The organism is Rhizobium sp. C4 (assembly GCF_021026315.1).
Lineage (GTDB): Bacteria > Pseudomonadota > Alphaproteobacteria > Rhizobiales > Rhizobiaceae > Ensifer_A.
On record NZ_JAJNCX010000018.1, the window covers coordinates 57,680 to 72,920 of the forward strand.

Annotated in this window: 10 protein-coding genes; 3 read left to right on the forward strand and 7 right to left on the reverse strand. The window is 60.4% G+C overall.

The genetic code is table 11. The features are described 5' to 3' along the window. Positions 1–1,786, reverse strand: a 1,786-nt coding sequence (locus LQK84_RS22750) for a VCBS domain-containing protein (RefSeq protein ID WP_230831089.1), incomplete at its 3' end; no start/stop codon positions are given. Positions 1,787–1,933: 147 nt separating this feature from the next. Further along, positions 1,934–2,854, reverse strand: coding sequence for a hypothetical protein (locus tag LQK84_RS22755; RefSeq protein ID WP_230831090.1), 921 nt, complete (start codon positions 2,852–2,854; stop codon positions 1,934–1,936). Positions 2,855–3,205: 351 nt separating this feature from the next. On the opposite strand from LQK84_RS22755, the gene LQK84_RS22760 reads away from it, so the two are divergent. Together LQK84_RS22760 and LQK84_RS22765 are read left to right on the forward strand one after the other, a co-directional pair. Further along, complete coding sequence (locus LQK84_RS22760; protein WP_230831091.1) at positions 3,206–5,422, forward strand: type I secretion system permease/ATPase; 2,217 nt, start codon at positions 3,206–3,208, stop codon at positions 5,420–5,422. A gap of 4 nt (positions 5,423–5,426) precedes the next feature. Beyond that, positions 5,427–6,752, forward strand: a complete 1,326-nt coding sequence (locus LQK84_RS22765; RefSeq protein ID WP_230831092.1) for an HlyD family type I secretion periplasmic adaptor subunit — start codon at positions 5,427–5,429, stop codon at positions 6,750–6,752. 601 nt (positions 6,753–7,353) lie between these two features. Here the strand turns inward: LQK84_RS22765 and LQK84_RS22770 are convergent. The 5 genes from LQK84_RS22770 to LQK84_RS22790 form a co-directional block, all read right to left on the reverse strand. Continuing rightward, positions 7,354–8,349 carry an ABC transporter ATP-binding protein gene (locus LQK84_RS22770; RefSeq protein ID WP_230831093.1) on the reverse strand — a complete coding sequence of 332 codons (996 nt, stop codon included), beginning with the start codon at positions 8,347–8,349 and terminating at the stop codon, positions 7,354–7,356. Between the two features lie 3 nt (positions 8,350–8,352). Continuing rightward, a complete protein-coding gene (locus LQK84_RS22775) occupies positions 8,353–9,180 on the reverse strand; it encodes a carbohydrate ABC transporter permease (RefSeq protein ID WP_230831094.1) in 828 nt (275 codons plus the stop codon). Further along, positions 9,177–10,040, reverse strand: coding sequence for a carbohydrate ABC transporter permease (locus LQK84_RS22780; protein ID WP_230831095.1), 864 nt, complete (start codon positions 10,038–10,040; stop codon positions 9,177–9,179). Before LQK84_RS22780 ends, LQK84_RS22775 begins: the two co-directional genes overlap by 4 nt. A 63-nt stretch (positions 10,041–10,103) precedes the next feature. Next, complete coding sequence (locus tag LQK84_RS22785) at positions 10,104–11,378, reverse strand: ABC transporter substrate-binding protein (protein WP_230831096.1); 1,275 nt, start codon at positions 11,376–11,378, stop codon at positions 10,104–10,106. A 74-nt stretch (positions 11,379–11,452) separates the two neighbouring features. Beyond that, positions 11,453–13,786, reverse strand: coding sequence for an alpha-L-rhamnosidase (locus tag LQK84_RS22790; protein ID WP_230831097.1), 2,334 nt, complete (start codon positions 13,784–13,786; stop codon positions 11,453–11,455). A gap of 136 nt (positions 13,787–13,922) precedes the next feature. Between LQK84_RS22790 and LQK84_RS22795 the strand changes: the two genes are divergently transcribed. Continuing rightward, on the forward strand, positions 13,923–14,948 hold the full coding sequence (locus LQK84_RS22795; RefSeq protein WP_230831098.1) for a LacI family DNA-binding transcriptional regulator: 1,026 nt from the start codon (positions 13,923–13,925) through the stop codon (positions 14,946–14,948). Positions 14,949–15,241 lie beyond the last annotated feature (293 nt).

Consider the following 15,241-nt stretch of genomic DNA (forward strand, 5'->3'; position numbering starts at 1 on the left):
TGACGACGAAGCTGCTCAGCGCCATCGTCTTGGATTCGTCTTCGCTGGTCGAAAATGCGCCAGTGCGCAGGACAGGTGCGTCATCTGCCCCTGTGACGGTGAACTCCACCGGCACAATGAAGACCGTGTTGCTGCTTGCGCTTTCAACACGGACATCGAGCGAAACGGTGGCGGACTGGCCTTTCGTCAGATTGTTGAATGCTCCATTGGGATCGAAGGTTAGGATGCCGGTTTGCGAGAGCGAGACCTGTCCGCCTCCCGTCACGGGTCCGCTCACGAAGGTGAGGTCGGGATTGTGGCTGCGGTCGGAGACGATCGACATGATGTCGACCGAGATCGGGCTGCTGTCCTCATCGACCGTTCGGGAGACAAGGCTCGGGATCGGTTTGTCGGGCATGCCGACAACGGTGTATCTGACCGTCGTATCTGTCGACAGTCCTGCGGCATTGGTGCCACGCAGGCCAACCTCGACTTGTCGGCTCTCGCCAAACTCCAGGGCCTGAAAATTCCTGCCGGGCGTGAAAACCAGATTGCCGTTGACGATCGTCGCCGTGCTGGCCTCGGGCTGGGAGGTGATGGTGAAGTCGATCGCCCGGTCTGCAACGCCGCTGCTGACGACGAAGCTGCTCAGCGCCATCGTCTTGGATTCGTCTTCGGTGGTCGAAAATCCGCCGCCGCGCAGGACGGGGGCGTCGGCCACGCCCGAAACAGTCACCGTCACGACATTATCGGCGCTGGCACCGTGGCTGTCGGTGACTTGGATCATGATGGTTTCGGTCAGTGTCTCCCCGGCATGAAGGTCGGCGAAGTCGGAGCCCGGGGCAAATGTGAGTTTCGTTCCGCTGATCAAGGCGCTGCCATGGTCCGGCTGGCTCACGATGGAATACTTCAGCGTCGACGGGTCGTCATCGTTGTCGATATCGGAGGCGAGTTTGGAAAGGTCGAGGCTTGCCGATGCGGCTTTCTCCGTCGTGCTGATCCGGCCGGCGGCAAGCACCGGCGCGTCGTTCGTTCCCGCAATCACGACCCTGACGTTGCTGGCCGCGCTGCCGTCGGAGGAAACGACGGTGAACGTTTCGGTGACGGTCTCTCCGGCGGACAGCGCCTGAACCTTCTGAGAGGCATTGTTCAGCTGATAGGTCCAGTCACCGCTCCTGGAGATCGAAAACGCGCCATAATCGCCCTTGACGGCGGACTGCTCGACAAATGCCACATCCTTCAGGACAGGATTTGTGACGGTCAGAGACGCCTTGATCGCGGTGATCGTGTCCTCGACCGATGTGGCCTCTTCCTTTCCGTTGATCACCGAGACGAACGATGCCGAAAGGGAGATGCCGCCGGGGGCCAGGCTTGCAAACGGCGAGGTCTTTGTGTCGGACGAAGTCTGTGAGGCTCCGAAGTCGAGCTTCACGGCATTGCCCGAAAGGTTTTGGCCTGCGTTGAACTCCAGTCCGCCGCCGGTCTTGAGCATGGATTGCAGGCTGAGCAGCAGCAGGCCGGTCATCGCCTTGCCGCTGACCGGGTTGGACGCTGTTGAAACGTCGTCCGGCGGAAGCTGCGCTATCAGCGCATCCAGCTGTTCCTTCGGCAGGTTGGAGAGCACGACCTTGCCGTCCGGGAACGTCAGGACGACATTGCCATCCTTGTCGACCTCAACGTCCTTGAGGTTCTTGATGTTTTTGACGTCAACGCGGTCGCCCGGCTTGAAGACAACCTTGCTGTCTGAACCGAGTTCGATCGTACCGACGGAATTATCCGCATGAACGACCTTCAAGACGATACCCATCACGACCTCCAGCAGGTACCTTCAGGACCTTCGCCAGCTTGATCTGGCTGCCTTCCCGAATGAACCGACGATGACAAAAACCTGCGCGTCTCGTTGCGGAGACGTGTTGCGAAACAGACATTCAAACCAAGGAGTTTCAGCGGCGCATCACGCGGGCCCCGCTGCCCTCGACGCGTTCCAGCCAACCTCGAATGCGGCAATTTCCCGGGCGCTGAAGGCCGTGAACTGACGCACGAACGCGTCCGAAATCAGCAGCGTGCGCCCCACCTGCTTCATCATTCCAGCCTTTTCAGCAGCCAGAAAAAGACGCTGCGCGCTGGAGCGGGACAGCATGAATTTTGTCCCGATCGCCGTGCGGTTGAATTCATCGATCACGAAGAACTGCCCGTCGCGCTCGGCGCTCCGCACCTTCATGATCAGGTCCTCGGCGATCCACGAACCGAATTTTACGTCATAGAACAACGTGGCCTCGGCCGGTGCGCGTCGATTGGCGGCATCGGTTGCAAGGGCATGAATGACCTCGGGATGCGCGCGGAAAAACGCCTCGGGTTGCTGCTGATGCCTTTCCAGCCTCGAGCCGGGGAGGAGGCGATCGAGCAGGTTGAGCGACAGTTCATGCACCTTGGACACGCCCGCGGGGACATAGGGCGCCACTTCGACAACCTTGTTCTTGCGGTTTCCCGGTTCCGCCTTGCGCTCCAGCAGGCCGTAGGTCTCGAACTCGGCAATCATGCCCTTGACCGTATTCGGGCTCATGAGACCGTATCGCGACGCGCGCTCGGCTATGGCGGACACCGTGCAGTCCTGCCGGCGCCCGCTTGTCGTCGCCTCCAGCCACATCGCAAAGACGATACCGCTGACCATGGATTTTTCCCGGTTGCCCATCAGTCGCATCACCAGGGCGAAGCCGGAATTGAACGCGTATTTCGCCTGATAATACGCCTGTATCGCCTCCAGAAACTCCGGATGCGCCTGAAGGCGGGCAACGATTTCGTCCATCTTCGCCGAAACCGAAAGATCTTCTGGCGGATCGTGCGCCAGACCCTCATGCAGAAATTCCATCTTCATGCCGAAATCCCCCAAAAATCCCCGAGTCATGAATTGAAAATTCTTCGCATGAATTTCTTCCAAAATTTATCGTCTATATATAGTGTGATTTACTCAATTTATTATGGTTTATATTTTATTTAAATTCATGAAATCTGTGTATTGACTATGCTTGCAATAAATATATCTATTTAAAGACGATATATTTCTCTCTTTTGTGTTCCTTGTCTTCATATTCAACACGACGGGCGAAGTTTGCAAATGAGAAAATCGGGACGAAGTGTGCCAAAATTGGTCGAATATTCTGTCTGCATGGTCGGAATGACGATCCGCGAGATACGGCTTTGGGCATGATGGTTGGAGAGACTGGCAATGCTGAAGTCAGAAGAAGGCCCGCACAACCTCCTGGAAGAGGGTGGTTACCGCGCCGAGAGCCCTGCGCCGAAGACTGCGGCGGCGGGTGACGACGCTGATTTTCTGGAGGCCATTCTGGCAGCCGCTCACTATTTCGGGCGTCCGGCCACCCCGGCCTCCGTGATCAGAATATTGCCCCTTGCGGGCGGTCGCGTCACGATCGCTCACCTGGCCGAGGCTGCCGCCAATGCCGGGCTGGCGGTTGCGGGGCTGAAGACCGGGCCAGCCGGGCTCAAATCCGCCAGCCTTCCCGTCATTGCCGAACTGGCTGACGGACGCGTTGTCTGCATCCTGAAGCGCGCGAAGCGCGGCTTCGTCGTCGGGCGGGGCGACCGCCATCATGGATGGATCGCGGATACGGAACTGGCCAAGGCGGGGCTTCGTTCGGTCCACCATGTCCGACCCGCCTTCTATTTCGACCACCGCAGCCTGCATTTCGACCTGCCGCAGAGATCGGACTGGTTCTTTGGCCCGCTGCGATCGAACTTCTGGATCTATGTCTATGCGGCGCTGGCAAGCACCGTCATCAGTGCCGGTGCGGCGGCAACCTCGATGTTCTCGATGGCAGTCTACGATCGTGTGATCCCCAACAATTCACTCGGCAGCCTGGCAGGTCTGGTCATTGGCGTCGCCATTGTGCTTGTCGCCGACTATGCGTTGAAGATGGTGAGGGGCAGTCTCGTCGATGTCGCGGCACAGCGCTTCGATATCGAGGTCGGTGCGAATGTCTTCTCCAGGCTGCTCGGCCTCGACGCATCGGAACGGCCGACTTCGGCGGGTTCGATTGCGACCCTGATCCGGGAGTTCGACACGATCCGCGATTTCTTCACCTCTGCCACGCTTCTGGTTCTGGCGGACCTGCCGTTCGCGCTGTTCTTTGCGGCGCTCATCTGGTGGCTCGGCGGGTCGCTGGTCTACATACCAATTGCCATTGCTGTCGTTCTGGTCATCGCGGGTGTCGCGGTGCAATGGCCGATGGCGAAGGCTTTGCAACAATCCTTCCGCGAGAACATCCACAAATCCGCCTTCATCCATGAAGTCGCAGCCGGCGTCGACACATTGCGCGCGGCCAATGCGCATTCGTGGGCGCGCAGGCAATGGGAGCACTATATCGTCCAGTCCTCGGACACGAGCCAGAAGGTGCGCCACCTGACGCTTGCATTTTCCACGCTGTCCGGCACTGCTCTGCAGGTCAGCACGGTCGTCACCGTCGCCTATGGTGCAGTGCTGGCGGCAAACCAGGAGATCACCACGGGCGGCATCATCGCCGCAACGATCCTGACAGGTCGGTGTCTTGCGCCATTCGCGCAGATTTCTGTCCTGATGAGCCGCTGGCAGCAGACGCGGCTGGCCTATCGCGCCATCGACCGCCTGATGAAGGCGCGGTCGGAGGTCGACCGGCATGACTCGCTGCTGCAGCAGCTAACCATTCGCGGGGACATTGAATTCGTCTCGACCGTCTTTTCCTATCCGGCGCCGCCCGGCCAGTTCGCGCCCGCGCAAACGGCCATCGCGATAGACCGGTTGGCAATCGCCGCGGGCGAGTCCGTTGGGATCGTCGGTCGGGTTGGCTCGGGCAAGAGCACGCTCCTGAAACTGCTGGTCCGGCTCGCCGATCCTACCGGCGGCAACGTCAAGATCGACGGCATAGACCTGCGCCAGATCCATCCCGCGGAGCTGCGGCGTCAGATCGGATATTACGGCCAGGAGACCACGCTTTTTCACGGCACCGTTCGTGACAATATCGTGCTTGGCAAGCCAGATGCCACAGACGCGGACATTCTCGCCGTCTGCAAGGTCGTCGGCCTGACGGAACTCCTGTCGAAGAATGCCCTCGGGCTGGCATCGCCGGTGGGCGAGGCCGGCCAGAGGCTGTCCGGCGGGCAAAGGCAGATGGTTGCACTGGCCCGCGCGCTGATTGCCGATCCACGGATCCTCCTGCTGGACGAACCCACCAGCATGATGGACAATTCCACCGAGGCTGCCTTTCTCCAGAATCTTCAGGCCTTCCGGCAGGGGCGGACGACCCTGATCGTCACGCATCGGCCGCAGGTGCTGGCTGCAACGGGGCGCGTCATCGTCATCGACAACGGCAAGATCGTCGCCGACGGCCCGCGTGATCAGGTCATTGCCTCGCTTTCGGCAGCGCCAAGACAATTGCGGCGGGGCGCGTGATCCGATGAGCTATCTTGATATGGACCGGATGACGCATATCGCCGCAACGGCTGAGCTGCGAAAGAAGGCAAGCTACGGCGGCATGGTCTGCGTGCTCGTCTGCGTTGCCCTTGCCTCTGCGCTGCTCTGGTGGGCGCGCACGTTCACGCTGGAAATCTGGGCCTCGGGCACGGGTCAGGTCATCCCGTCGAGCCAGATTCAGGTCGTGCAGAATCTCGAAGGCGGCATCGTGCGGGAGGTTCTGGTGAAGGCGGGAGAAGAGGTGCGCAAAGGGCAGGTCGTTGCCCGCATCGAGACCTCGCAAGCCCTGAGCACGTTCGAGGAAGACAGGCTGAACAGAATTGCGCTTGCCGCAAGGATCAACAGGCTCGATGCGGAGACGTCTGGCACGGTTCCGACGTTTGCAGGGGAGCTGGATGATGGAAGTCCGTATGCAGCGGCGGCGATACAGGCCGAAAGAGACAGTTTCCGGGCCCGGCAGACCGAACTCCGGTCATCAATCGCCATTCTTGAGGCCACTCTGGACAAGTTTCGCCAGGGTGCCGACGACGCACGGGTGCAGCTCAAGCACCAGATGCAGGTCGCAAGCGTCATCTCCGAACAGATCGATATCTACGGCCAGCTTGCCGAGAAGCAACTGGTCTCCAAGAATGAACTCCTGCAGGCCCGCCGTTCCCGCGCCGAGGCCGATGCGCGGGTCGCCGACATCTCGGCAAACGTCAATGCAGCGGAAAAGGAAGGTGTCGAGACGGCTGCCCGCATCGGCGAGATCCGCAGCAAGTTCCTTGCCGAGGCACTGGCTGAACTCGCTGAAAAGCGGGCGCTGCATGCGACGATCGACGCGCGCCTGAAGGCCTCGCGCGACAGGCTGCAACGCCAGGAGATCCGGGCGCCTGTCGATGGCGTCGTGAAACGGGTGAGCATCACCACGCCGGGCGAAATCATCAAGCCGGGCGATACGATCGTCGAATTCGTGCCCTCGAAGGACGAGCTTCTTCTGGAAACGAAGATCAGGCCGCAGGACATAGGCTTCATCCGCAAGGACCAGGTCACCCATGTGCGCATGACGGCCTACGATTCCTCGATCTACGGAACATTGAGCGGCCGGGTGGAGCGCGTCGGCGCCGATACACAAATGACCAGCGACGGCGTTCCCTTCTATCCGGTGACCGTGCGGATAGACCAGGACGCGATCGCGCCGGCAAAACATCTGGACATCATTCCCGGCATGACGGCCGATGTGAGCATCGTCACAGGCGAGCGAACCATCCTCGAATATGTCTTCAAGCCCATCCTCAAGCTCGGCGAGACCGCCTTCCGCGAACGCTAGCGGCAGTGGTGGAGCGCGCAGGTTAAGGCGGGTTTCTGCGGCTCCCGCGACCAAACAATCGCAATACAGAATGACGCACAAAAGCCCGCCAGGAGTGATCCGGCGGGCTCTTGGCGTTTCCGTGACACCGAATTCAGTTTGATTTGCTTTGAAGATCCTGACGGGCAGGGAAGCTGTTGAGTTGCGGAAGACATTCCCGCATCATCATGAACTTAGTCGAAGGTCGTAAGTGTGGGTGCAACGTCAGCGGCTCCAGAAGATCCGCCTCTAAAAATCTGCCGCGCGATCGAGTTTGAGCTTGAGCAAGATGCCGGTTCAAACGCGGGCTGAAGACAGGTTGATCGGATAGGATATTTGGGAATCATCTCGGTGCGGCATCATGCCCGGGCATATCTGCCTTAGAAGCCCATCCATGAATCTCCGTCCTCGCCAAATGCTGTGTGCAAAGTCGAGTTGGGGCCGAAAGGAACGCCTAAACGTAGATCGAGAGTCTCAAGCTTCCTGTGGGATGCTTGAGACTCTCGATCTGTCCTCAAATAGAGCGCCAGCGAAGATCTTGATTCAAGTCTTGAAGGCTCTGGGCCAGCTGCAACTGCTGGACTTATCCCGTCATGCCGGTCTGAAATCTGTGTTCCTTGCCGGCGATAGGTGAGGCGAAGAGGGTGTCGCCGATGGAAATGGGCATGTCGCCGGGGCAGCGGGCGACGAGGCTTTCCAGTCCGTCGACATTCAGATGGGCGATCGTATCTGCGCCGAGGCGTTCGATGTGGCGAACGGTTCCGCGCCATTTCCCATCCGTCGTCGACAGCGAGAGATGTTCCGGGCGGATGCCGTAGACCTTGCAGCCCTCGCGTGCGGCGATATCGCCGTCGAAGAGGTTCATCTTCGGCGATCCGATGAAGCCGGCGACGAAGGGGCTGGCGGGCTCATTGTAGAGTGTCATCGGCGCGCCGACCTGTTCGATGCGGCCGCCATTCAGGACGACGATCTTGTCGGCCATGGTCATGGCCTCGACTTGATCGTGGGTCACGTAGATCATCGTCGCCTTGAGCTTGGCATGCAGGTCGGTCAGCTCCATGCGCATCTGCGAACGCAGCGCTGCATCGAGGTTGGACAGCGGCTCGTCGAACAGGAAGACCTTGGGGTCGCGGATGATCGCGCGACCGATGGCGACGCGCTGGCGCTGGCCGCCGGAAAGCGCCTTCGGCTTGCGGTCGAGCAGGTGAGACAGTTGCAGCGTATCGGCAACCTTGCGCACCTTTTCCTCGATCTCTGCCTTCGGACGCTTCGCCAGCGACAGGCCGAAACCGATGTTTTCGCGGACCGTCAGATGCGGATAGAGCGCATAGGACTGGAAGACCATGGCAATGCCGCGTTTGGACGGTTCGGCATAGGTCACATCCTCGCCGTTGATCAGGATCTTGCCCGTGGAGACGGTCTCGAGGCCGGAAATCATGCGCAGCAGCGTGGACTTGCCGCAGCCGGACGGGCCAACGAAGACGCAGAATTCGCCGTCTTCGACCGTGAGGCTGACGCCCTTCATGATGTCGACACTGCCGAAGCTTTTGTGGATGTTTTCAAGGACGACGCGCGCCATGGATTATCCTTTCACCGCGCCTGCGGTCATGCCGGCGACGATCTGCCTGTTGAAGAAGACGAAGACGATGAGCGGGGGGATCGTCACCAACAGGATGTTCATGAAGAGCAGATTGAACTGGGTCTGGAACTGACCCTGGAAATTGTAGAGTGTCAGCTGGACCGTCACGTTTTCCCGACCCGGCAGATAATAGAGCGGGTTGGTGAAATCGTTGAAGATGGCGATCGACTGAACGACGATCACCGTCACCGTCACGGGTTTCAGCAGCGGCAGGATCACACGGAAAAAGATCTGCCAGGGCTTCGCACCATCGATGATCGCGGCTTCGTCGAGATCGCGCGGGATCGTCGCGATGAAGCTGCGGAAGAGGAGGACGGCGAAGGCGAGCCCATAGGCGACCTGGATGAGGACCATGCCCGTGCGTGTCTTGAAAAGGTCAAGCCATTGCAGCACCCAGATGGTCGGGACGACAGCCGGCGGCACGATGAGGCCGATCATCACGCAGGCAAAGATCAGCTTGTTCCAGCGAGAATCCCGACGCTGCAACACATAGCCCACCATCGCGCCGAAAAGCACGAGAAGTGCGACGGCGGCCACCGTGATGACCGTCGAATTGAAATAGGCGAGCAGCAGCATGTAGTCGCGCGCCGAGACGACATCCATGAAGTTCTGCCAGAGCTGCCATTGCTGCGGCAGGGTGAAGGTCAGCAGCGAGGCGTCCTGCTTTGTCTTCGCCGCTGTCAGGAATATGAACAGGAAGGGCAGGACAAAGATGATGAGGGCCGCGGCAAGGGCGACAAGGCCGGAGTAAAGCTGGCGGCGGTTCGTCATAGCTCGACCTCCTTGCGGTTGAACCAGAGGGTCAGCGGCACGATGATGACGGCGATCAGCGCAAAGAGGATGACATTCCCCGCCGTCGAGAGGCCGTAGAAGCCCGCCTGATACTGCTTGTAGATGACGCTTGCCAGCACATCGGAGGAGAAGCCCGGGCCGCCGCGCGTCATCGCCCAGATGAGGTCGAAGCTGCGCAGGCCGCCGATCAGGGAAAGTGTCACGACCGTCACGGTCGCCGGCTTCACCAGCGGCACGGTCACGCGGAAGAAAAGCTGCGTGCGCGTGGCGCCGTCGATGCGGGCCGCTTCGTAATATTCAGGGCTGATCGAGGCGAGGCCGGCGATGTAGATCACCGTGGCAAGGCCGATCCCCTTCCAGACGTCAACGAGAACGACGGAGTAAAGCGCGAGTGCCGGATCGGTCAGCCAGCCGGGGCCGTGGATGCCGATGGTGGCGAGCGCCACATTGATGATGCCGCGCGTGGGATGCATGAGCACGGTGAAGGTGATGCCGACACCGATTGTCGAAACCAGCACCGGAAAGAACATGAGCGTCCTCAAGAAACCCTGTCCCCAGAGCCCCGATGTCAGCAGAACGGCGAGCAACAGGCCAAGTACGGTCTTCGTCGCCGAGGTCAGGACGGCATAGACGACCGTGTTGAAAAGACCCTGGATGAGGAAGGGTTCGCGGAAGAACTGGCGATAGTTTTCAATGCCGATGAACTCGACCGAAAACAGATCCCAGCGCGTCAGGCTGAACCAGAACGAGGCAAGCGTCGGCACCAGAAACAGAACCGTGAAGATCACGGCCGCCGGTAACAGGAACCAGTAGGGATAGGGCGATTTGGTGCGGGTCATGCGCGAGCTCCGGATTGACCCCCCGCCCGGTCTAGTGGCCGGGCGGGGTTCACTGGCGGGAGGTTACCAGTTTGGCAAGCCAAGCTGCTTGGCCTGCTTCTGCACATCCTGGTCGTAGAGGGCGGCCGCGTCCTTGGCGGAGCGAATGCCGGAGCCGACTTCGACGGTGATCTGCTCGAGAGCCGGTCCCTTGATCGGGGACAGGAATTCCAGCGCCGGTGCGGTGCCGCCATCCTTCTCGAAATAGGGCAGCATGTCAGCCACAGCCTGCGGAATATCCTTCGGCAGGTTGCAATCCTTGATGAGATACGGACCCGAGGGAACCGCCTTGGCCATCAGCTCGCAGGCTTCCTTGGTGCCGACCCAGTCGATGAACTTCTTGGCTTCGGCAACATTCTTGCTGTTGGCGGGGACATAGAGTGCCGCCGGCATCCAGATCGTCAGGCCATTCTTGGTAGCATCCTCGCCGGGCTGGGCGAAGAAGCCGAGATCCTTGAGGTTATCCGGATAGTTCTGCTGGATTGTACCGATCCCGAAGGTCAGCATCGGATAGTGTGCAGCCTCGCCGGTTGCGACCATGCGCAGGCCGTCGTTGAACTTGGCGGCCCCGAAATCCGGATTGGAAATCTTAGCCTTGAACACCTCTTCGAGATGTCCGAAGCCCTGCATGGCGGCCGGCGTGGTCGCATATTTCGCCTTGTTGGCCGTATAGTCGGCGGCAAAATTCGGAGCCTGCTGCTGGACATTGTAGAAGTCGGCCAGCACGAAGAGCTGGGAGGTCCAGGTGTCGCCATAGGTCTGCGCCAGCGCAACCTTGCCGGCAGCCTTGATCTTCTCGTTGTTGGCCATGAACTCCGCCCAGGTCTTAGGGACCTGAAGGCCGAGATCGGCGTAGATCTTGCGGTTGTAGAAGATGCCGCCGCCCATGGCCGGGCCGAAGGGCATGCCGCGGACCTTGCCGTCGGCGCCGGTCACGACCTTGCGGAAAATGTCGCGCACACCGGCTTCACTCTTGAGATCGGAGAGATCGGCAAGCGTCTTTTCCGGCTTCAGCGCCAGGAAAAGCGAGCCGGAATTATACTGGAAAACGTCGGCCATCTCGCCCGTGGCAAGCCTGGTCTTGACGATATTGTCGCCCTCGGAGCCGCCGGCGCGCTGCTCGACGTCGAAGGAGACGTCCGGGCGCTTTTCCTTGTAGGCCTTGGTCAGGACATCGAGCGTTGCGATCGATTCCGGGTTGGTATCGATGAGAACGCTGAGCGTCACATCGGCATGGGCCACGCTGGAGGACATGGCAAGAATTGCCGCCGCCAGAATGCTTCCTGTTGTCAGTCTCATGGTCGTTTCCTCCTTGTAGATGACCATATGCAGTTCGATCGGCCCCGGCTCGCTTCCTCCCCGGAGCCGTCATATCAGATCGTGAAACGGATGATGTGTTCGCCCGCAGTCAATTGTGCTGCTTCGCTGGCGCCAATGGGACGTCCGTCCACCGACATGTCCTTGCGGTCTGCCGAACCGGTGATCCGCCCGGTTACGCCTTCCGGCAGCAGAACGCGGTAGGTGACGGCCTTCCCGTCCAGCGTCCAGCCGGCTTCGATCCGCCCCAGCTGGGTATCGTGCCACGCCGAAACCGGCGAAAGCTGCGGCAGGATCGCGGGATCGAGGTCGATTTCCCGGAAACCGGGCGCTGTTGCCACAGGCTTCAGGCCGGCGACATATTCGAACAGCCATTGGCAGACCGCGCCATAGGCATAGTGATTGTAGCTGTTCATGTCGGGATCGTAGATCGATCCATCCTCGCCGATCGCGTCCCAGCGCTCCCAGATCGAGGTGGCGCCGCGCTCGACCTGATACAGCCAACCCGGAACCTTGCGGTTGAGGAAAATTGCTTCAGCAAGGTCCAGCATGCCGAGTTCGGTCAGCGCCGGCAGCAGGGCAGGGGTGCCGATAAAGCCCGTGCCGATGACGCCATCGGTTTCCTCGACGACGCGGCGGAAATAGGCCTTGCCGGCTTCTGCGAATTCCGGCGGCACCAGGCCATAGAGGAAGGCGAGCGCCCAGGATGTCTGGTCGTTGTGGGCGATACGGCCGGAGGGGCTGAAGAATTCGTGCTTGAAGGCGACACGGATTTCCTCTGCTCGCGCGGAGAGCTGGCTCGCCGCTTCCTTGTCGCCGATGATGCCTGCAATGCGGCTGGCGAGGTCGGTCGAGATGAAATGATAGAGTGTGGCGGCACAATCGTCGGCAACGGTCGGGCGCGGCTTGCGATTGTCGCCGACCGGCTGCAGCCAGTCGCCGAAGGTGAAGCCGTGTTCTCCCCAGACCGCCGGCGGCCGGATGATCGGACCGCTGGAAATCCCCCAGAGATAGTCCAGCCAGCGCTGCATGGCCGGGAAGAATTCGCGCAGGACACCTTCGTCGCCATAGTGGAGATAAAGCTGCCACGGAATGATGACGATCGCATCGCCCCAGCCGGTGGAGCCGGCCCAGTCGCCGCGCCCGTCGATCGGGTGCAGGCGGGTCGGGTCGGGCGAGAAATGCGGCACCGCGCCGTTGGGGCGTTGGTCGTGCACGACGTCGCGCATGTATTTGGCAAGGAAGCGGCGGCTATCGGCAAGCCAGCAGGCCGTGCCGGCAAAGACCTGTGCGTCGCCCGTCCAGCCAAGGCGCTCGTCGCGCTGCGGGCAGTCGGTCGGGATCTCGATGAAGTTCGAACGCTGCGACCAGATCGAATTTTCCACCAGCCGGTTGACCGCCGGAATGCCGGAGGTGAAACCGCCCGCCTGAACCGGCACGGAGCTGATGGGCACCATCTGGATGGACAGAAGCTCTACGCCTTCCGGCAGGGTGACGCGGGCATAGCGGAAACCCATGAAGGTGAAGAGGGGGGAATATTCCTCCTCGCCTTGACCGCCGAGCGTGTAGACAAGTTCGGCGCGGGCGGAGCGATAGTTGCGATTGTCGAAGAAGCGATCGGGGCCCAACACTTCCGAATGCTCGACGCGGACCGTGGCGTCGGCCTTGCCCTTGAGACGGATACGAATATAGGCGCCGGCATTCTGCCCGAAGTCGAAAACGCGACGGCCATCTGCCTCGGTCCAGCTGTCAATCGCTGCAAGTGGGGCCAGTTCCTTGACGGCGCCGGCTTCGTGCGGCACCAGCAAGGACATGTCGAATTCGATCACGCGGACAGCATCGCTGTCCTTCGGGGCGATACGGGCGTCGAAATCCTCGCCGTAATAGATGCCGTTGCGGGTGATCGGCGTGAAACCGCTGCGCCAGGTCTCGTCCGTTGCAAGCAGGGTGGTGCCGTCAGCCGTGATCTCGGCAATTGCCGCGATCGTGTCGCCCCAGCAGTTGAAGATGGGATTGGAGGCCCAGAGAATCTGGCTGCGATACCAGCCGTCGCCGAGCCAGATTTCGATTCTGTTTTCGCCTTCTCGAAGAAGCGGCGCGATCTCGTAGGCCTGAAAGGCGATGCGGTCGTCGTAGCATGTCCAGCCGGGCGTGAGCAGATCATCGCCAACGCGCTGGCCGTTGATGAAGACGCGGTAAAGCCCGAGTGCGGAAATATTGAGCGTCGCGGAAGCGGGGACACGATCAACCGAAAATTCGCGCGAGACGAATGTTCCCGCCGTTCCCTGACCGGCATCACAGGCAGGGGCCACCATTTTGGCGTCATGCGAGAATGCGGGTTGCGAATCCGAGCCGGCGGCAGCGGCGCTGCGCCCTTCAAACATGTTCATGCAGACTTGCCTCCCGGGCCACTCTCCCGAGGCCCGTTTGTGTATAACGTTCTATGTATATCATTCTACAAAACAGATTGCCGTGCAACCATTTTTTGAATAGAATTGCTCCAAATCGGGAGCTCGACTTTTTTCCATGACAGATCAAGGCCTTGGCGCACCAGCAGAGCGCATCACCATCCGGCATGTCGCCCTTGATGCCGGCGTGTCGGTTGCTGCCGTGTCGAAAGTGATGCGCAATGCCTATGGGGTGAGCGACCAGTTGCGGCAAAAGGTCGAGGCTTCGATCGAGAAGCTGAATTATCGCCCGTCCATGGCCGCGCGCGGGATGAGGGGGCGGACCTACACGATCGGCATATTGGTCATCGAACTCACCAACCCGTTTCTGCCCGGCGTCATCGAGAGCGTGATCGGCCAGCTGGCGGAGAATGGCTACAAGGCGCTTGTCGGGGTCGGGCATTCCGTCGACCAGATCGAAGCGTCGATGATCGAGGCGATGATCGACAATCGCATGGATGGGGTGATCGTCATTGCCCCGCGCATTTCCGGGAAATTCCTGGAGACCTTCGCGAAGCAGATCCCGATCGTCGCGGTCGCGCATCACGAGCAGCAGTCAACGACCTATGACACGGTCAATTCGGACGACCGCGCGGGCGCAAAGCGAGCCGTCCAGATGCTGCTGGAGCGCGGATACGGCGACGTTGCCATGATCGGCTATGACTTCCGCAGCGCCGAGGCTACAGAAGTCGCACTGCAGCGCGAGCTCGGCTACATGGATGCGATGAAGGCGGCCGGGCTTGAGCGTCAGGCGCGCATCCTGCGTCTTCCCCAGCCGGGAGAAGACCGAAGCGAAGCGATCACCAAACTGCTCAAGGCCGCCGACCGGCCACGCGCCATGTTCGTGTGGTCCGATCTGGATGCCATTCCGCTCCTCAGCATCTGCCAGGACCTGGGTATCCGCGTTCCCGAGGATCTGGCCGTTATCGGCTACGACAACTCCCCGCCGGCGGCGATACCGTTGATCGGTCTTTCGAGCGTGGATCAGAACCCCGTCGAAATGGGACGCATTGCGGCTGACTTGCTCCTGTCCAGAATGACCGGCCGCCGCAAGACACAGCACATCCTCATCGAGCCGGACGTCATTGCTCGCAAGACCATCTAGGTCGGCGATTGGGCGGCGAGGCTTGCTTCCAGAGATGCTTTCCCAACCTGGGCAGTCCCAAATCCCTTGCCTATTAGAAAGCCCGTGCGAGAAATCGGCGGGCTTTTCACGTTCTCATTCTCACAAGGTGAACCCGCTGGGCGCTAAAGTCTGAATATAAGCGTTCCCTCAGGCGGTGTTTGGCGGATTTGGGTGTTGTTCCGGGTGCCTGTTCAATAATAGTTGTTTTAAATCAGATGGTTGATGGGGTTTCCGCAAGATTTTTGAAGTTTTTTCGAAGAGGGCTGTTGACT